This is a genomic window from Microbacterium sp. K27, assembly GCF_004794435.1.
Lineage (GTDB): Bacteria > Actinomycetota > Actinomycetes > Actinomycetales > Microbacteriaceae > Microbacterium > Microbacterium maritypicum_A.
In genome coordinates, this window is sequence record NZ_SSDK01000042.1 from 29,799 (window position 1) to 45,997 (window position 16,199).

At 68.2% G+C, this 16,199-nt stretch carries 19 protein-coding genes; 14 read left to right on the forward strand and 5 right to left on the reverse strand.

The genetic code is table 11. The features are described from left to right. Positions 1–191: 191 nt before the first annotated feature. From DW307_RS13155 to DW307_RS13170, 4 genes are read left to right on the forward strand one after another with little or no spacing between them, the layout of a single operon-like run. Positions 192–1,013 (forward strand): amino acid ABC transporter substrate-binding protein, encoded by an 822-nt coding sequence (locus DW307_RS13155; protein WP_029258909.1) that lies wholly within the window; start codon positions 192–194, stop codon positions 1,011–1,013. Between the two features lie 3 nt (positions 1,014–1,016). Next, a complete protein-coding gene (locus DW307_RS13160) occupies positions 1,017–1,682 on the forward strand; it encodes an amino acid ABC transporter permease (RefSeq protein ID WP_029258908.1) in 666 nt (221 codons plus the stop codon). Then, a complete protein-coding gene (locus tag DW307_RS13165) occupies positions 1,669–2,472 on the forward strand; it encodes an amino acid ABC transporter ATP-binding protein (RefSeq protein ID WP_029258907.1) in 804 nt (267 codons plus the stop codon). Before DW307_RS13160 ends, DW307_RS13165 begins: the two co-directional genes overlap by 14 nt. A 48-nt stretch (positions 2,473–2,520) precedes the next feature. Beyond that, positions 2,521–2,877: an iron chaperone gene (locus tag DW307_RS13170; protein WP_029267331.1), complete on the forward strand. Its 357-nt coding sequence runs from the start codon at positions 2,521–2,523 to the stop codon at positions 2,875–2,877. Positions 2,878–2,883: 6 nt separating this feature from the next. On the opposite strand, the gene DW307_RS13175 is transcribed toward DW307_RS13170, so the two are convergent. Continuing rightward, positions 2,884–3,546 carry a LysE/ArgO family amino acid transporter gene (locus DW307_RS13175; protein WP_029267329.1) on the reverse strand — a complete coding sequence of 221 codons (663 nt, stop codon included), beginning with the start codon at positions 3,544–3,546 and terminating at the stop codon, positions 2,884–2,886. A 70-nt stretch (positions 3,547–3,616) separates the two neighbouring features. Between DW307_RS13175 and DW307_RS13180 the strand changes: the two genes are divergently transcribed. Beyond that, positions 3,617–4,561 carry a LysR family transcriptional regulator ArgP gene (locus tag DW307_RS13180; protein ID WP_029267326.1) on the forward strand — a complete coding sequence of 315 codons (945 nt, stop codon included), beginning with the start codon at positions 3,617–3,619 and terminating at the stop codon, positions 4,559–4,561. Here DW307_RS13180 and DW307_RS13185 read toward each other — a convergent pair. Together DW307_RS13185 and DW307_RS13190 are read right to left on the reverse strand one after the other, a co-directional pair. Further along, positions 4,500–4,988 carry a MarR family winged helix-turn-helix transcriptional regulator gene (locus DW307_RS13185; protein ID WP_029258903.1) on the reverse strand — a complete coding sequence of 163 codons (489 nt, stop codon included), beginning with the start codon at positions 4,986–4,988 and terminating at the stop codon, positions 4,500–4,502. The two genes, DW307_RS13180 and DW307_RS13185, sit on opposite strands and share 62 nt — an antisense overlap. Next, positions 4,975–6,696, reverse strand: coding sequence for an MDR family MFS transporter (locus DW307_RS13190; protein WP_029267324.1), 1,722 nt, complete (start codon positions 6,694–6,696; stop codon positions 4,975–4,977). The genes DW307_RS13185 and DW307_RS13190 overlap by 14 nt, the downstream gene beginning before the upstream one ends. 279 nt (positions 6,697–6,975) lie before the next feature. Here DW307_RS13190 and DW307_RS13195 point away from each other — a divergent pair, with 279 nt between their 5' ends. Genes DW307_RS13195 through DW307_RS13215 form a run of 5 tightly spaced genes read left to right on the forward strand, consistent with a single transcriptional unit; the run spans position 6,976 to position 10,006 of the window. Next, complete coding sequence (locus DW307_RS13195) at positions 6,976–7,596, forward strand: SipW-dependent-type signal peptide-containing protein (RefSeq protein ID WP_029258901.1); 621 nt, start codon at positions 6,976–6,978, stop codon at positions 7,594–7,596. A 7-nt stretch (positions 7,597–7,603) separates the two neighbouring features. Beyond that, positions 7,604–8,221 (forward strand): SipW-dependent-type signal peptide-containing protein, encoded by a 618-nt coding sequence (locus DW307_RS13200; RefSeq protein WP_029267322.1) that lies wholly within the window; start codon positions 7,604–7,606, stop codon positions 8,219–8,221. Between the two features lie 26 nt (positions 8,222–8,247). Continuing rightward, complete coding sequence (locus DW307_RS13205; protein ID WP_029267320.1) at positions 8,248–8,865, forward strand: signal peptidase I; 618 nt, start codon at positions 8,248–8,250, stop codon at positions 8,863–8,865. Continuing rightward, complete coding sequence (locus DW307_RS13210; RefSeq protein ID WP_029267318.1) at positions 8,862–9,512, forward strand: LPXTG cell wall anchor domain-containing protein; 651 nt, start codon at positions 8,862–8,864, stop codon at positions 9,510–9,512. Before DW307_RS13205 ends, DW307_RS13210 begins: the two co-directional genes overlap by 4 nt. After that, positions 9,509–10,006 (forward strand): hypothetical protein, encoded by a 498-nt coding sequence (locus DW307_RS13215; protein ID WP_029267316.1) that lies wholly within the window; start codon positions 9,509–9,511, stop codon positions 10,004–10,006. Before DW307_RS13210 ends, DW307_RS13215 begins: the two co-directional genes overlap by 4 nt. A gap of 28 nt (positions 10,007–10,034) precedes the next feature. On the opposite strand, the gene DW307_RS13220 is transcribed toward DW307_RS13215, so the two are convergent. Further along, positions 10,035–10,715: a YqaJ viral recombinase family protein gene (locus DW307_RS13220; RefSeq protein WP_029267314.1), complete on the reverse strand. Its 681-nt coding sequence runs from the start codon at positions 10,713–10,715 to the stop codon at positions 10,035–10,037. A 445-nt stretch (positions 10,716–11,160) separates the two neighbouring features. On the opposite strand from DW307_RS13220, the gene DW307_RS13225 reads away from it, so the two are divergent. From DW307_RS13225 to rplL, 3 genes are all read left to right on the forward strand, one after another. Beyond that, entirely contained in the window at positions 11,161–12,000 is an 840-nt protein-coding gene (locus tag DW307_RS13225) for a hypothetical protein (RefSeq protein ID WP_051670949.1), read from the forward strand. A gap of 436 nt (positions 12,001–12,436) precedes the next feature. Continuing rightward, a complete protein-coding gene (gene rplJ, locus DW307_RS13230) occupies positions 12,437–12,925 on the forward strand; it encodes a 50S ribosomal protein L10 (protein WP_017829129.1) in 489 nt (162 codons plus the stop codon). A gap of 48 nt (positions 12,926–12,973) precedes the next feature. Then, positions 12,974–13,357 (forward strand): 50S ribosomal protein L7/L12, encoded by a 384-nt coding sequence (gene rplL / locus DW307_RS13235; protein WP_017829128.1) that lies wholly within the window; start codon positions 12,974–12,976, stop codon positions 13,355–13,357. Positions 13,358–13,535: 178 nt separating this feature from the next. Here rplL and DW307_RS13240 read toward each other — a convergent pair whose 3' ends face one another. After that, complete coding sequence (locus DW307_RS13240) at positions 13,536–14,540, reverse strand: LacI family DNA-binding transcriptional regulator (protein WP_021199173.1); 1,005 nt, start codon at positions 14,538–14,540, stop codon at positions 13,536–13,538. A 287-nt stretch (positions 14,541–14,827) separates the two neighbouring features. Here DW307_RS13240 and DW307_RS13245 point away from each other — a divergent pair, with 287 nt between their 5' ends. Next, a complete protein-coding gene (locus tag DW307_RS13245) occupies positions 14,828–16,144 on the forward strand; it encodes an ABC transporter substrate-binding protein (protein ID WP_021199172.1) in 1,317 nt (438 codons plus the stop codon). Positions 16,145–16,199 lie beyond the last annotated feature (55 nt).

Genomic DNA, 16,199 nt, shown 5'->3' on the forward strand with positions numbered 1-16,199 from the left:
CGCCCCCGGGTTCGCCCGGGGCGTTTCTGCGTCCTGCTGGCGCTCGAACGGGGCAGGGCCCCGAGAGGGCCGGCCAGCCCGCGAAACGCAACGTCATCGGATGCGGCGAACCGCCGAGCGCCACGTACTGTAGGGGAGTTCCCGCGTCGGTCGCGTAAACTCGCACCGCGCTTCACACCCCAGGAGGGTTCATGTCCCGTCGTCTCATCGCCGTCACCGCACTCGTCGTCGCCGCTGCAGCCCTGACCGCCTGCAGCGGGTCGAGCACGCCCGCGAGCACCTCGGGCAGTGGCGAGAGCTCCGCGAGTTCGGAGTACGGTCTCGCGAAGGACGGCACGCTCACCGTCGGAACTGAGGGCACGTATCGCCCGTTCAGCTTCCACGGCGACAACGGCGCCGGCGACCTGACCGGATACGACGTGGAGATCATCGAAGCCGTCGCCGACAAGCTCGGCCTCGAGGTGAAGTTCGAAGAGACCCAGTGGGATGCGATCTTCGCGGGCCTCGACGCCGGACGCTTCGACGTGATCGCCAACCAGGTCACGATCAATGACGAGCGCGAGGCGAAATACCTCTTCAGCACGCCCTACACGGTCTCGCCCGGCGTGATCGTCGTGAACGAGGACGACGACTCGATCTCGTCGTTCGCCGACCTCGAGGGCAAGACCACCGCACAGTCGCTCACGAGCAACTGGAACGACCTCGCCACCGAATCGGGTGCCAAGGTCGAGGGCGTCGAGGGCTGGGCGCAGGCCGTCGAGCTCCTGCGTCAGGGCCGCGTCGATGCGACCATCAACGACAAGCTGACGTTCCTCGACTACGAGACGACCAACAGCCCGACCGGTCTGAAGATCGCCGCCGAGACCGAAGATGCCGGCGAGCAGGCCTTCGCGTTCACCAAGGACAAGGAAGCGCTCGTCACGGCGGTCGACGGGGCGCTCGACGAGCTGCGTGCGGACGGAACTCTGGCCGAGATCAGCAAGAAGTACTTCGGCGAAGACGTCTCGCAGTAATCGATGGAGAACCCCTGGCAGCTGTTCCTCGACTCGCTCGGGCCGATCGCCTGGGCGGGGCTGACGGCGACGGTGCCGCTCGCACTGGCATCGTTCACGCTGGGACTCGTCATCGCCATCGGCATCGCGCTGATGCGGATCTCCGTGAACCCGATCCTCTCTGGCGTCGCGCGGTTCTACATCTCGGTGATCCGGGGGACGCCGCTGCTGGTGCAGCTGTTCGTGATCTTCTACGGCATGCCGTCGATCGGGATCACGATCGATCCATGGCCGAGCGCGATCATCGCGCTGTCGCTCAATGTCGGCGGCTACGGCGCCGAGGTGGTGCGTGCGGCCATCCTCTCCGTCCCGCAGGGGCAGTGGGAGGCCGCGTACACCGTGGGGATGAACCGCACGCGCACGCTCACGCGCATCATCCTGCCGCAGGCGGCGCGGGTGTCGGTGCCGCCGCTGTCGAACACGTTCATCTCCCTCGTGAAGGACACCTCGCTCGCGTCGCTGATCCTCGTGACCGAGCTGTTCAAGGTGGCCCAGCAGATCGCGTCGACGACCTACGAGTTCATGGTGCTCTACCTCGCCGCGGCGCTGGTCTACTGGGTGTTCTGCCTGGTGCTGTCATTCGGACAGAGCGCCCTCGAGAGGAGGCTCGACAGTCGTGTCGCGCACTGACAACACTTCAGAGGCTCTGCTCACCGCCCGTGGCCTGCACAAGAGCTTCGGTGACAACGAGGTGCTCCGCGGCATCGATCTGACTCTGCACCGTGGCGAGGTCGTCGTGCTCATCGGCCCCAGCGGCTCGGGTAAGACGACCGTGCTCCGTGCGCTCAACGGGCTCGAGACACCGGACGCCGGCACGATCGTGGTCGCGGGCGGGCCGGAGATCGACTTCGCGCCCGCCGTGCAGCCGAAGCCCCGCGTGCAGAAGCAGAAGCGACTCGCGCTGCGCGACCGTTCCGCGATGGTGTTCCAGCACCACAACCTCTTCCCGCACCTGACGGTTCTCGAGAACGTCATCGAGGGGCCGTGGCGGGTGCAGGGGCGTCCGAAGGCCGAGGTGGTGGCCGAGGCGCTCGCGCTGCTCGACCGGGTCGGCTTGGCCGACAAGGCGGATGCCCGCCCGCACCAACTCTCCGGAGGGCAGCAGCAGCGCGTGGGAATCGTGCGCGCGCTCGCGCTCAAGCCCGACCTGCTGCTGTTCGACGAGCCGACCAGTGCGCTCGATCCGGAGCTCGTCGGCGAAGTGCTGCTCGTGATCAAGGAGCTCGCGGACGAGAACTGGACCATGGCGGTCGTCACCCACGAGCTGAGCTTCGCGCGCGAAGCCGCCGATCACGTGCTGTTCATGGACGGCGGCGTCGTCGTGGAGCAGGGGCCGCCGGCCGAGATCTTCAGCGCGCCGAAGCACGAGCGCACGAAGCGTTTCCTCACCCGCATCATGCGTCCGCTCGACGGCGTCTGATCGCGCACGGTCCTCGCCCTGCGCGTCGATCGGTGGCAGGATGCCCTCGTGGGAACCATCGACGACTACCTGGCAGAGCTCACCACGGCGGATCGTGAGGCGATCGATCGGGTCTACGCGGTCGCGCGTCAGGAGGCGCCGGAGTCCGAGCAGGGCAAGGGCTACGGCATGCCCGCGCTCGTGCACGGCGGCAAGCCGCTGCTCTCGGTGATGCGCGCCAAGAAGCACATCGGCATCTACCCGTTCAGCCCGGATGCCGTCGCCGCCGTCGCCGACATGCTCGACGGGCATCCGGGAGTCAGCGTCGACAAGGGCACCATCCGGTTCCAGCCCGAGCATCCGATCCCGGGCGAGGTGCTCGAGACGCTCGTCCGCGCCCGGCTCGCGCAGATCGACAGCGTCTGACTCCGCTCAGATTCCTAGCACCGGCAGCACGAGGCTGATCGCGATCGCGATCATGACCACCGCGATCACGGCGTCGAGGATGCGCCACGACCGCGGGGTGCGCAACCAGCGCCCCAGATAGCGGGCGCCGAACCCCAGCACCGTGAACCACAGGATGCTGGCGGCGATCGCCCCGCCCGCGAACAGCCAGCGCTCGTCGCCGTGGGTGGCGGCGATCGATCCGAGCATCAGCACGGTGTCGAGGTACACGTGCGGGTTGAGCCACGTGAGGGCGAGCGTCGTCAGGATCACGGGTGTCAACCGCGTGCGAGTGAGCGTCGCCGTCACGCCGCTCGATGCGAGCGATGCGGAGGGCGAGGAGTCGGAGGTCTCGACGACCAGCTCCTCACCTCCACGCCAGGCCCGGCGTGCGGCCAGGATGCCATAGGTCAGCAGGAACAGCGCCCCCGCCCATCGTGCGACGACCACCAGCCACGGCGCGGCAGAGATCACGAAGCCGAGCCCGGCGACGCCCGCCGCGATCAGCGCTGCGTCGGAGAGCGCGCAGATGGCCACAACGGCGAGGACGTGCTCGCGGCGGATCCCCTGACGCAGCACGAAGACGTTCTGCGCGCCGATGGCGACGATGAGGGAGAGACCGAGGCCGAGGCCGGCGAGAACCGTGAGCATGGATACAGCCTAGGAACGGCAGGACATCAAGAGAAGCGAAGATTTCTACCGAACCATTAGCATCACTGATGTGCGAATCGATCCCGAACTCGCGGCCACCCTCGCCGCCATCGTCGACGAAGGGACACTGGATGCCGCCTCGAGGCGACTGCAGATCACTCCTTCCGCGGTGAGTCAGCGGTTGAAGACTCTCGAGCAGCAGCTGGGGCGCATCCTGGTCGTGCGCACCAAGCCCGCACGGCTGACGCAGGCGGGGGAGGCGGTCGTCCGTCTGGCGCGGCAGGTCGCTCTGCTGGAGCATGATGCGCTGGCCGGCGTGGGTATCGACGAGGCCGGCGGGGCGCGCAGGATCAGCATCCCCCTCGCGGTCAACGCCGACTCGATGGCGACGTGGTTCCTCGCTCCGCTCGCGCGCCTGTCCGCCGCGCACGACATCGACTTCGACCTGCATCGAGACGACCAGAACTTCACCGCCCGTCTGCTGGAATCGGGGACGGTGATGGCGGCCGTCACGAGCGAGGAGACTCCGGTCTCCGGCTGCTCGGTGTCGCCGCTCGGAGTGCTCGAGTATCGGGCGATGGCAGAGCCGGGGTTCGCCGCCCGATGGTTCCCGAAGGGAGTGACATCGACCGCGTTGACGGCCGCGCCGTTCGTCGACTTCGACCGTCGAGATACGCTGCAGCACGAATGGCTCAGGGCGATGTCGGTCGCGCAGGAGGGCGTGCCGCGGCACTACGTCCCGGCATCCCATGACTACGCCCTCGCCGTCACCCTGGGGCTCGGTTGGGGGATGGTGCCGTTGTTGCAGGAGTCGGCTGGGCTCGTGCCGTTGGGGGGACCGACCCTGCGCGTGCAGCTCTATTGGCAGCAGTGGAACCTGCGCTCGGAGTTGCTCGACACGATCGCCGCGGAGGTCGCCACCGAGGCCCGGCGCGTGCTCGGCGGCGCCCCGATCACTCGGCGGCGGACGAACCCGGCGTCACGCCCGAACCGAGGGCGTGCAGCAGCCGGGTGAGGTTGCCGATGTCGGTGAGGCTCCACTGCTCGAGCGTGCGCAGCAGCAGGCCCTCCTGCGGCAGTCGAGCCGCTGACAACCGCTCCGTGCCGAGGGGCGTGAGCTCCAGGAGGGACGAACGGCCGTCGGCGGGGTCGGCGGTGCGCTCGATCAGACCGAGTTCCTCCAGCTCGCGCACCGTGCGGCTGACCTGTCCCTTGTCCATGAGCATCCGCTCGGACAGCGTCGACACGGTCACCCGTTCGCATCGGGCGATCGTCGTGAAGATCTTGTAGGCGCCGGGCAGCAGACCGGGGCTCACCCGATGGGCGTTCTCGGTGATGACGCGGCGGAAGTGCGTGATCAGCTCACTGAACTCCGCCTCGAGGGCGCGGACCGCTTCGGCCCGCGCCTCCGGGGTGTCGATGTCTTTCTCAGCGTCGGGCATCGGAGGCGCCGTCCCCACGGTCACCTGCGCGGTCGACGACCGTCACGGTACCGGTCGTCGGGGCACCGGAGAGCGCAGTCGCGTCGGCGATCGCCACGTCGACCGCGCCGTCGACGCTGCCGTCGACGGGCTTCTTCTTCGCGGCGTCCGCCTGGGCGCGCTCCGTCGTGGTCATCGTCGTCAGCGGTCGGTTCGGCAGGAACAGGATCGCGATGAGGCTGATCACCGCGAGCGGGATGCCGATCAGGAACGCGTGCGAGATGGCCTGGGCGTAGAAGTCCTCGATGATCGAGCGCACCGGTTCCGGGAGGAGTCGGACCTCCGGCAGTGTTCCGCTGGAGAGCTGTGCGGCGACTTCGGCGCCCTTGTCGCCGAGCTGGGCGATCGCTGCCCCGATGCGCTCCTTGCCGTCGCTGAACAGACCGGTGAGGCTGTTCGCGAGCACGGCGCCCATGACGGAGACGCCGATCGTGCCGCCGAGGCTGCGGAAGAAGGTCACGCCCGAGCTCGCGACGCCCATCTCGCTGGGCTTCGCGACGTTCTGCACGATGAGCACGAGATTCTGCATGGTCATGCCGACGCCCGCGCCCATCACGAACATGTAGATCGAGACGAGGACGAAGTTCGTGTCGTAGTGCAACGTGGACAGCATCACGGAGCCCGCGATCAGCAGCACGGACCCGAGGATCAGGTAGCCCTTCCACTTGCCGAAACGGGTGACGAGCTGGCCGATGACCATCGACGAGATCAGGAGGCCGGCCATCATCGGCAGGGTCATGAGCCCGGCCTCGGTCGGCGTCGCACCGCGGGAGAGCTGCATGTACTGCGCGAGGTACACCGAGGTGCCGAACATCGCGACGCCGATCGAGATCGACGCGAGCACCGAGAGGGTGAAGGTGCGGCCGCGGAACAGCGTGAGCGGGATGAGCGGCTCGCGCACCTTGAGCTCGACGATGATGAAGGCGATGGCCGAGACGATGGCGCCGCCGACCATGAGCACGGTCTCTGTGCTCCACCAGTCGAACGTCGAGCCGGCGTTGGTGATCCAGATGAGGATCAGCGAGACGGCGGCCGACAGCAGCACGATGCCGACGTAGTCGATCGACACCTTGCGGGTGCGCTCGGTGCTGATGTGCAGAGTCTTCTGCAGGATGATCAGTGCGGCCACGGCGAAGGGGAGGGCGACGAAGAAGTTCCAGCGCCAGTTGGCGACGTCGGTGATCCATCCGCCGAGCAGCGGGCCGCCCACGGTGGCGACAGCCATCACGGCACCGAACAGACCCATGTAGCGGCCGCGCTCGCGCGGGCTGATGATGTCGGCCATGATGACCTGGCTGAGGGCGGCGAGCCCACCGCCGCCGATGCCCTGGATGGCGCGGAAGGCGATGAGGGTGTTGGTGTCCTGCGCGAATCCGGCCGCAGCGGTCGCTCCGACGAAGACGATGATCGCGATCTGGATCAACAGCTTGCGATTGAACAGGTCGGCGAGCTTGCCCCAGATCGGGGTCGAGATCGCGGTGGTGAGGAGCGTCGCCGTGATGACCCAGGTGTAGGCGGCCTGGTCGCCGCCGAGGTCGTGCACGATGACCGGCATCGAGGTGGAGACCACCGTGGTCGCGATCATCGAGACGAACATGCCGAGGAGGAGGCCGGTGAGGGCTTCGAGCACCTGGCGATGCGTCATCTTGACGGGGGAATCCGTGGTCATGCGTGACCTTTCGCAGAAGGGTGGTGGAGATGCTGCGACAGCTCTGGCGCGCACGAGATGGTTGAACTGCGTCAACTATACGCCGATCGTTGATATACGTCAACGATCTTCGAGAGGGATTCGGATCTGCGCGGGATGAGCGAATGTCGTGCGCGAAATCGCCTTGTTCTGCGGATGAGGCGGGGAGAGGATGGCGCAAACGCGCGGATGCGGGGTCGTTGAGGGGCGACCGGACGACAGGCATTCGCGTGGTTCACGAATTCCTGAGGGGGAAGCGACATGGCAACCAAGGCAACCCAGCGCAAGGTCCTGGCGGTACTGGCCGGTGGACTCGTGCTCGGCATCGGCACCGCAGTGACGCTCGCGGTCTGGAACGACTCCGAGTTCGCGAACGGCACGTTCACCGCGGGCGCATTCAATCTGCAGGGGTCCACCGACGGCACCGCGTACGCCGACCACAACTCCGCCGGCACCGCGGCGACTCTCGCCTTCACCCTGCCGGCGGGGCTCGTGGGCAACATGTCGCCGACGAGTTCGGTCTACGCCGGATTCTGGGTGCGCCTCGCAGCCGGCACCACGAGCGGAGCGAACCTCGTCGCCGACGGCACGACGGCCGACCCCGCCGCGAGTTCGAACACCGGTCATCTGTCGTACTCGATCTACCAGCTCGCGCCGGGCGCCACGTGCAACGCGGCGAGTGCCACGGGCACGCCCATCGCGACCGGAGCGACGCTCGATGTGCAGACCGGCGTGACGCAGGTTCCGCTCACGGCCGGCGGCACATCGGCCGTGCCCGGCACGGCGGTGCAGTTGTGTTTCAAGGTGACGGCGGATGCGTCGCTCACGCCGAGCCTGGTGACCAACGCCACCTGGAAGTTCACGGCCACGTCGACGAACTGAGCATGTGATGGTCACCCGCAGAGATGTGCGGGAGAGGCGGCGGCTGCGCTCCCGTCGGCTGAGAGCCGTCCTCGCGGGCGGGCTCGTGCTCGGCATCGGCGTCGCCGCCACCCTCGCCGCCTGGAATGACTCCGAGTACGGATCCGCCAGCTTCACGGCCGGGAGATTCGACATCGTCGGAGCGGTCGACGGTTCCACGTTCTCGAGTCACGCCACCACGGGCGCGGCGGCGACCCTGAACTTCCAGCTCGCACCCACCGCGATGGCGCCGGGGAACGCGACGTATGCGCTGTTCAGCGTGAAGACGGCGAACCCCTCGGTGGCGGGAACCCTCCAGCTGACCGCGGGAACACCCGGCGGCACGGGGCTCGCGACGTATCTCACCTACGGTGTGCGCACGATCGCGGGCACCACCTGCAACGCGACCACGTACGCGGCGGGGACGGCCGTCGTCGCGGACGGGTCGGCGCTCACCGCCGGGGGGTCGGGGACGCAGGCGGTGACGGCGAACGGTGCGGCTCAGGTCAACTACTGCTTCGCGGTCACCCTCCCGACGACGGCCCCGAACGCCGCGCAGGGACTCTCGATGACGCAGACCTGGCAGTTCCTCGGAACGTCGTCGTAGGCGCGGATGGCAGGGAGGAGGACGAGATGACGACCCCCATGACGCGAAGGAGCCTGCGCGAGAAAGAGACGTCCCTCGCCGCGGTCGAACCCCACGCGACCGCGGCGAGGGTACATACCGGCATGCGGCCGGGGCGTGTGATCGGCGACGCGCTGCTCTGGATGGCCGCGGTCGCCGGGGCGATCTGCATCCTGCTCGTCGTGCTCGCTTTCACGGCGCAGATCACGCTCATCATGTTCCGCACAGGGTCGATGTCCCCAACGATCCCCGCGGGCTCCGTCGCGGTGGTGCAGCGCGTCCCGGCGACCGAGATCGAGGTCGGCGACGTCGTGACCGTCGACCGCGAAGGGGAGCTGCCGGTGACCCACCGCGTCACCACGATCGTCCGGGGTGCGAGCGCGGATGAACGGGTGATCACGATGCGTGGCGACGCGAACGCCGCAGACGATCCCTTCCCCTACTCGGTGACATCGGTGCGGAAGGTGCTGTTCTCCGTTCCCGGTATCGCGCTCGTCGTCGCGGGTATGGGGAACCCGATCGTGCTGGGAGCCCTGACAGTTGCGGCGACGTCGCTGGTCGTCTGGGCGTTCTGGCCGCGCGGGCAGCGCCGGTCCGGGCGCGATCCCGACGGGAACGGGCCATGAGGCGCGCGCTCGCCGTCGTCCTGCTCTCCGTCCTCGCGGTCACGATGCCGGTGGTCACGATGCCGACGGCCGCATGGGGTGCGCCGACGACGCAGATCATCCAGGGGTCGGTCCTGCGCCTCGTCTCCGTCGCGGACTGGACGGCAGCCAGCAGTCTGCTGCCGGGACAGCCGGTGGAATGGGACATCGCGGTGAGTGCCGATGCCCCGGATCCGGGGGTCGTGCGGATCGCGGTCAGCGCGACGGGTGATGCGCAGCTGCTCCTCGACGTCTCCCTGTGCCTGCAGGAATGGACCGACGCCGGATGTCCCCATGGTGCCGCCACGCTTCGTACGGCGTGGAGCATCCCGCGCGACGGGGTCGAGATCCCGCTCGCACAGGTCGCCGACACCGAGACGGCGCATCTTCGCCTCGCGATCTTCCTGGATCCCTCCGGGGGTGCGGGTGCGGGCAGCACCGATGTGCGCGTGCACGCGCAGGGGGCGGGCGAGACGGTGATCGTGGGGTCGGACGGCGGCCTCGCGACGACGGGGCTGCCACAGGGCATGCCGTGGGCGGTCATGGCCGGCTCGGCGCTGGTGGCGTCGGGCATCGCACTCGCGGGTCGGCGTCGACGCGCGACGTCAGAGACGCGGAGTCGACGATGAGGCGGCCGACGCGCGCACGCATCCTGGCAGGAGCCCTCGGCCTCGTCGTGCTCGTCGGCGTCGCCTCGACGCCCGCTGTGCAGGTCACCGACGCCGCATTCACCGACAGCGAGTATGCGACGCGCACGTTCACCGCGGCGACCCTGGCCGCCCCCGTGGTCACCTCGTGCACGGTGACGAGCTTCCTCGGCACGTTCACCGGCTTCACGATCACGTGGACATCGCCCTACCTGACCGTGCAGCAGCGGCTGTCGATCAACAACGTCGTCGTCGACAACAGCAACGTCACGCAGAGCGGATCCGGCCCCTACACCTACTCGTCCACGATCAGCTCCGGATTGCTGAACACGCTGCTGGGGAGTCTTCTTGGATCGTCCAACGCGGTGAAGGTCGAGACGATCTACGCGGGAACGTCGTGGGTCTCACCGGCCGCGACACGCACGCTCTCGGTCGGAGGTCTGCTCGGTCTCGGTGGCAACAACACCTGCACGTGAGGCCGGGCTCGGCCTCGGCGGGGTCGGATCAGTCGGCGAGGGCCAGCGCGCGGAACGCGTCGCGTTCACGGAGCTGTTCGCGCCGGCTCGCGGCGGCATCCATCACCCGGCTCGGAACCTGCTGGCCGGTGGTGCGTCGGTAGAGCTCATCGATGAGATCCGTGGCGAGGCCGACGAGCTTCGCGATCTCGCGGTCATCGCGGTCGATCCACACGCAGCGCGGCTCATCGTGGATCGGGGCGAAGTCGACGTGCTCTTCCCAGACGAACAGGGTCCGCTCGGCACCGAGCACGTGCTGCTGCCACCACACCTGACGGAGGTAGGTGCGCGGGATACCCCGGAACGCCTTGTTCGTGGTCTTGATCTCGGCGAGCTTCACGCGTCCGTCGGCGTCGACCGCGATGCCGTCGGGGGTGGCCAGGTGCCGGTGCTCGACCTCGGCGCGGAACAGTGCGGAGGAGGGAAGGATGCCATGGGTGGCCGCGACCCATGCCGCGATCTCGGGCTCGCGTCGTCGACCATGATCGGTGTAGGCGTTGCCGCCGAAGCGGGGTCCGCCGCCGAGCTTGGAGTCGGCCGCGCGGGCGATCGACTTCTCCGAGGTGAGACCTGCCACGTCGGTGGCCGTGATGCCCCGCGAGCGGGCTCGCAACCATGCCACGCGGTCGCGGGAGTCCGCGACGATGCGTGCAGAGAGTTCCGGGGTCACCCTTCGACCCTAACCCCGCGCGCCGACCCTCCCTCCCGTACACGCCGCCCTCCCGCCCCCCCGCCCTCGCCCCGCCCCGCCCCTCCCGCTCCCTGCCGCTCCCTGCCTCGTTTCGCCGTCGAGTGCACGGCATCTCGTCGAGCGCACGGGACCTGTACGTGAGTACGCCGTCCATTCGGCGACATCCCGTGCACGCGACGAGCGTGCCAGTGCTCCTGCACATTCGCAGAACGGACGAGGAAACGGAGGGACGGCGGGGGAGGGTGGGGAAAGAGGGAAAGTGAGGGGTGGCGAGAGGCAACCATGGGGCATGCCGCACGTATCACCCGCTCTTACTCAGCTCGTCCGCTCGCGCACAGACCTCCTCCAACACGGATGGACGGATCGGAGGATCACCGCTGCGGTGCGGGAAGGAGAGCTTTTCGCCTTCCGCCGTGGATGGTTCATGTCTTCGACTGCTCGGGAGAATCTGTGGCCGGAGCAGAGGCACCACGCCCATGTCATCGCGGTGGCGCGCGACGCACGGGGGCCAGCCGTGATGTCGCACGCGTCCGCCGCCGTGCTCTGGGGTTTGCCGCTCTACGCGATGCGGCCCGCCCGGGTGCACATGACGACGGCGACGCCGAGGCGCATCTCGAGTGCACCGGATGTGTTCCGTCATGTCGCTCCTCTGCCGGCCGCCGACGTCACAGTGCGCGGCGGGATCCGATGCACGTCGTTGTCGCGAACGGTCTTCGATCTCATCCGCTCGCTGCCGGTGGCCGCGGCCGTCGCAGCGGCTGATGCGGCGGAGCGGCAGATTGCCGAGCGGCAATGGGAGTGGGACCTGGATGCTGTCGTCGCGTGGCGTCGTGGACTCGGCGAGAGGCTGAGCGAGGCCGGAGGTGCCCGGGGGATCCGTCAGGCACGGTGGGTGGCGGAGTTCGCCGATGGGCGGGCGCAGCTTCCCGGCGAGAGCGTGAGCCGACTGCAACTGCGCAGACTCGGCTTCGCCGATCCCGAGCTGCAGGTTCCGGTCGACGGACCGGACGGCACGCAGTACTTCGTCGACTTCGGGCTTACCGATGTCCGCAGCTTCGGCGAGTTCGATGGAAAGACCAAATACCTCGATGAAGCGCTGCGCTCGGAGCGCACGCTCGAGCAGGTGCTGTTGGCAGAGAAGCAGCGAGAGGACTGGATCCGGGGTCGAACCCGTTGGGGCTTCGCGCGGTGGGGGTCTGAGCACATCGCAACCCCCGCCGCCTTGGCTACACGCCTCTCTTCCTTCCACATCACCCCACCCTGAGTCGCCCCGCTGCCAGGCTGTCGCGTCGAGTGCACGGGATCTCGCCGAGCGCACGGCAACTTCGTGCTGGGAACCCGTGCACTCGTTGAGATCCGGTGCGCTCGGCGGAGGGCGGAGGGCGGAGGGCGGAGGGCGGAGGGTGGAGGGAGGGCGGAGGGGCGGAGAGGCGGAGGAGGGAGGACGGAGGACGGACGGTGGCGGAGGGGTGGGGATTTGGGGGAGCGGGGCGGGTGGGGTACAGTTATCTCGAACCGAAGACCGCTGGTCATCGTCGTGTGCGCAAGCACGCAGCGATCGAAGCTCTGCATAGCAGGGGCCCGCGCAGGCCACGAACTCTCAAAGCTCCGTGCGCTTGCGCCGGAGCTTTTTTTCTTGCAGGTGGTCCAGGTCGGCGCCTCACCACCGTGCGGCGCCTCGTACACACCAAGGAGTGACCATGGCGCAGAAGGATGCATCGGTCGCCGAGCTCACGAAGTCATTCGAGAACTCGACTGCCGTTCTGCTGACCGAGTACCGCGGTCTGACGGTTGCCCAGCTCAAGGAGCTGCGCAACAGCATCCGTCAGGACGCTGAGTACGCCGTGGTGAAGAACACGCTGACCAAGATCGCCGCCAACAAGGCTGGCATCTCCGCGCTGGACGACGACCTCAAGGGTCCGTCGGCTGTCGCGTTCGTGCACGGTGACTTCGTCGCCACCGCCAAGGCTCTGCGTGACTTCGCCAAGGCCAACCCGCTTCTCGTGATCAAGTCCGGCATCTTCGAGGGCAACGCCCTCACCGCGGACGAGGTCAACAAGTACGCCGCGCTCGAGAGCCGTGAGGTTCTGCTGGCGAAGGCTGCGGGCATGATGAAGGCGACGATGGGCAAGGCTGCCGCCACCATCGATGCTCTTCGCGAAAAGCTGGAGACCGCAGAGGCCGCGTAAGCGACCTGCGATCTCGTCTACAAACCCCATCTATCTAGGAGATACATCATGGCGAAGCTTTCCACCGAGGAACTGCTCGAGCAGTTCGCCGGCCTGACCCTCATCGAGCTCAACGAGTTCGTGAAGGCGTTCGAGGAGAAGTTCGAGGTCACCGCTGCTGCTCCCGTCGCCGTCGCCGGTGCCGCGGGTGGCGCAGGCGCTGCTGAGGCTGAGGAAGAGAAGGACTCCTTCGACGTCATCCTCGAGGCTGCTGGCGACAAGAAGATCCAGGTCATCAAGACCGTCCGCGAGCTCACCTCGCTGGGTCTCGGCGAGGCCAAGGCTGTCGTCGACGGTGCCCCGAAGGCCGTCCTTGAGGGCGCCAACAAGGAGACCGCCGAGAAGGCCAAGGCTGCTCTCGAAGAGGCAGGCGCCACGGTTACCCTCAAGTAATCGCGACGCTCACGCGTTTCTCGTCGAAGGCCCCGGGTTCGCCCCGGGGCCTTCGTGCGTTCCGGGTGGTTTCCGCCGTTGCCGACGCTTCCCGGGGCTGTCCTCCCGGTGCACCAGGAGCCCGGGCCGGGGTCGCGTGGCACCACGAGCCCGGCCTGCATCCCGGCATGCTGCGAAGTCAGCGCGGAGGAGCCGTCGAGCTGCGCACGACGAGGGCCGACGCCGCGTAGATGCGCTCCAGCGGTGCGTCGGGGTGCTCCATCCGCTGCGTCAGGAGGCGCACCGCCTCATGGCCCTGGTCGCGCGGTGACTGTCCGATCGTGGTCAGCGCGAACATGTCGGCGTGTTCGTGATCATCGATGCCGACGACGCTGAGCTCGGTCGGCACGGCGATTCCGAGTCGCCGCGCGGCGATGATCGCCCCGATCGCGGCTTCATCGCACACTCCCACGATCGCCGTCGGCCTCCGCCGTCGGTCTCCCAGCAGTCCCGCTGCCGCGGTGTACCCGCCGGGCATCGTCGGAGCCCCGCCGGCGACGCGCGCATGAGCCGCGATTCCGGCCGCCTGCAATGCGCCGCGATAACCCTCCAGCCGCTGCGCGTCACCGTAGCTCAGCGTGGCCGCGTCCGTCGATCCGCCGACGAAGGCGATGTCGGTGTGCCCGAGCTCGATGAGGTGCTCGGTCGCGATGCGCGCGGCGGCCGTGTCGTCGATCGACACCGCGCTGGAACCCTCGCTGTACGGGCCGACGCTCACGAGCGGCCGCCCGGTCTGCTGCAGGCGCTCGAGCTCCCGGGCGCTCGGCTGGATGCCGACCGCGATGATCCCGTCGAACCGCCGGCCGGGAAGCACGCTCTCGAACAACCGCTCCCTGGTCTGCGACCCTTCCGGCACGCCGTAGAGCGACAGGTCGTAGTCGAGGGCGAACAGCGATTCCTGAACGCCGGCGAGCAGCTCGGCGAAGAACCATCGGTCCACGGGCGGCATCACGACGCCCACTGTCTGCGTGCGCCCGGTGGCCAGGCTCGTCGCGGAGGAGTGGGCGACATAGGAGAGATCGCGAGCGGCGTCCTCGACGCGCTGCCGGGTGGTCTCCGACACGTACCCGCGGCCGCTCAGGGCGCGACTGGCGGTGGCCTTCGATACGCCGGCACGCGACGCGACGTCCGCGATCGTGCTCATCGGTCCTCCTCGACCTGATCACGCAGCTGCGTGGCCCCGACGCGGGGGTGCGCGCCGCGTCAAATCGTAGTCGCCGGCATACGAAAAAGAAACCGGTTCCAGAGCGGAAGCGAGGGAGCGCTCCCACGTCGGGGGCGCGAGCACGTCGAATGGTTGCGAGCTTGTGACCCTAGCGTGTTGTGCGGGGGTGCGCATGGCCAGTAGGTTGGCCTGGAATCGGTTCCCTAACGATGCCCCGGGGTGGCGTCGCACCAGTCGGGAACCTGTACTCGAAGAGGAGAATTCACATGGCTCTGTCACAGCGTTCCCGGCGTTACGCGCCGCTCGCCCTGCTGGGGGTCGCGGGCATCGCGCTCGCCGGATGCGGGGCTCCCGGAGGGGCACCGGGCACCGACGGCGGCGATGGGGGCGATGCCACCGTCACCATCTACGGAACGATCGTCGATGACGAGGCGAAGCTCCTCCAGGAGTCCTGGAAGGACTGGGCCGACGAGAACGGCATCACGATCAAGTACGAGGGCAGCCAGGACTTCGAGACCCAGCTCGGCACGCGCGCCCAGGGCGGCAACCCGCCGGACATCGCGATCTTCCCGCAGCCGGGACTGTTCAAGGACTTCGCGGACCGCGACTACCTGAAGCCCGCACCCGAAGAGGTCGAGAAGAACGCCAACGAGTACTGGACCGAAGACTGGGTGAACTACGGCACCGTCGACGGCACCTTCTACGGCGCCCCGCTGATGGCGAACGTCAAGGGCTGGATCTGGTACTCGCCGGCGAAGTTCAAGGAGTGGGGCGTCGAGGTTCCCAAGACGCTCGACGAGATGACCGCCCTCACCGAGAAGATCCAGGCGACCACCGGAACCCCCGCATGGTGCGCCGGCTTCGAATCGGGCACCGCGACCGGCTGGCCGGGAACGGACTGGATCGAGGACTACGTGCTGCGTCAGTCCGGACCGGACGTCTACGACCAGTGGGTCACGAACGAGGTCAAGTTCACCGACCCGCAGATCAAGCAGGCGTTCGACTCGGTCGGCGGCATCCTGCTCAACCCGGCCAACGTCAACGCCGGCTTCGGTGACGTGCGCTCCATCAACTCCACCGCGTTCGGAGATGTCGCTCCGAAGCTCGCCGGCGGCGAGTGCGCGCTGACCCACCAGGCCTCGTTCCTGTCGGGCTTCTTCCCCGACGGCACGAAGGTCGCGGAGGACGGCGACGTCTGGGCATTCATGCTGCCGGGCGAGACCGAGGGCGACACGGCCGTGACGGGTGCCGGTGAGATCGTCGGCGGGTTCAGCGACTCCGAGGCGACGCAGAAGGTGCTCGCGTACCTGTCCAGCCCTGAGTGGGCGAACAGCCGCGTCAGCCTCGGCGGCGTGACCTCCGCGAACAACGGCCTCGACCCCGCGAACGCGAAGGACCCGATCCTCCAGGAGACCATCAAGATCCTGCAGGACCCGGACACCACCTTCCGATTCGACGCGTCCGACCTGATGCCCGGTGCCGTCGGTGCCGGAACGTTCTGGAAGGGCATGGTCGCATGGGTCAACGGCACCTCGACCGATGAGGTGCTCACGCAGATCGAGACCGGCTGGCCGAGCAGCTGATCCAGCAGAGGGGCCGCCCCGCACCGGGGCGGCCCCTCTGACCCCACGGCGCGCA

What these genes read in the sequence shown, in the direction of transcription:
- DW307_RS13200 (WP_029267322.1), top strand. Translation starts at nt 7,604, where the DNA reads ATGGTCACCCGCAGAGATGTGCGGGAGAGGCGGCGGCTGCGCTCCCGT.
- DW307_RS13215 (WP_029267316.1), top strand. Translation starts at nt 9,509, where the DNA reads ATGAGGCGGCCGACGCGCGCACGCATCCTGGCAGGAGCCCTCGGCCTC.
- rplJ (WP_017829129.1), top strand. Translation starts at nt 12,437, where the DNA reads ATGGCGCAGAAGGATGCATCGGTCGCCGAGCTCACGAAGTCATTCGAG.
- DW307_RS13160 (WP_029258908.1), top strand. Translation starts at nt 1,017, where the DNA reads ATGGAGAACCCCTGGCAGCTGTTCCTCGACTCGCTCGGGCCGATCGCC.
- DW307_RS13185 (WP_029258903.1), bottom strand. Translation starts at nt 4,988, where the DNA reads ATGCCCGACGCTGAGAAAGACATCGACACCCCGGAGGCGCGGGCCGAA.
- DW307_RS13225 (WP_051670949.1), top strand. Translation starts at nt 11,161, where the DNA reads ATGTCTTCGACTGCTCGGGAGAATCTGTGGCCGGAGCAGAGGCACCAC.
- DW307_RS13210 (WP_029267318.1), top strand. Translation starts at nt 8,862, where the DNA reads ATGAGGCGCGCGCTCGCCGTCGTCCTGCTCTCCGTCCTCGCGGTCACG.
- DW307_RS13190 (WP_029267324.1), bottom strand. Translation starts at nt 6,696, where the DNA reads ATGACCACGGATTCCCCCGTCAAGATGACGCATCGCCAGGTGCTCGAA.
- DW307_RS13195 (WP_029258901.1), top strand. Translation starts at nt 6,976, where the DNA reads ATGGCAACCAAGGCAACCCAGCGCAAGGTCCTGGCGGTACTGGCCGGT.
- DW307_RS13155 (WP_029258909.1), top strand. Translation starts at nt 192, where the DNA reads ATGTCCCGTCGTCTCATCGCCGTCACCGCACTCGTCGTCGCCGCTGCA.
- rplL (WP_017829128.1), top strand. Translation starts at nt 12,974, where the DNA reads ATGGCGAAGCTTTCCACCGAGGAACTGCTCGAGCAGTTCGCCGGCCTG.
- DW307_RS13205 (WP_029267320.1), top strand. Translation starts at nt 8,248, where the DNA reads ATGACGACCCCCATGACGCGAAGGAGCCTGCGCGAGAAAGAGACGTCC.
- DW307_RS13240 (WP_021199173.1), bottom strand. Translation starts at nt 14,540, where the DNA reads ATGAGCACGATCGCGGACGTCGCGTCGCGTGCCGGCGTATCGAAGGCC.
- DW307_RS13175 (WP_029267329.1), bottom strand. Translation starts at nt 3,546, where the DNA reads ATGCTCACGGTTCTCGCCGGCCTCGGCCTCGGTCTCTCCCTCATCGTC.
- DW307_RS13245 (WP_021199172.1), top strand. Translation starts at nt 14,828, where the DNA reads ATGGCTCTGTCACAGCGTTCCCGGCGTTACGCGCCGCTCGCCCTGCTG.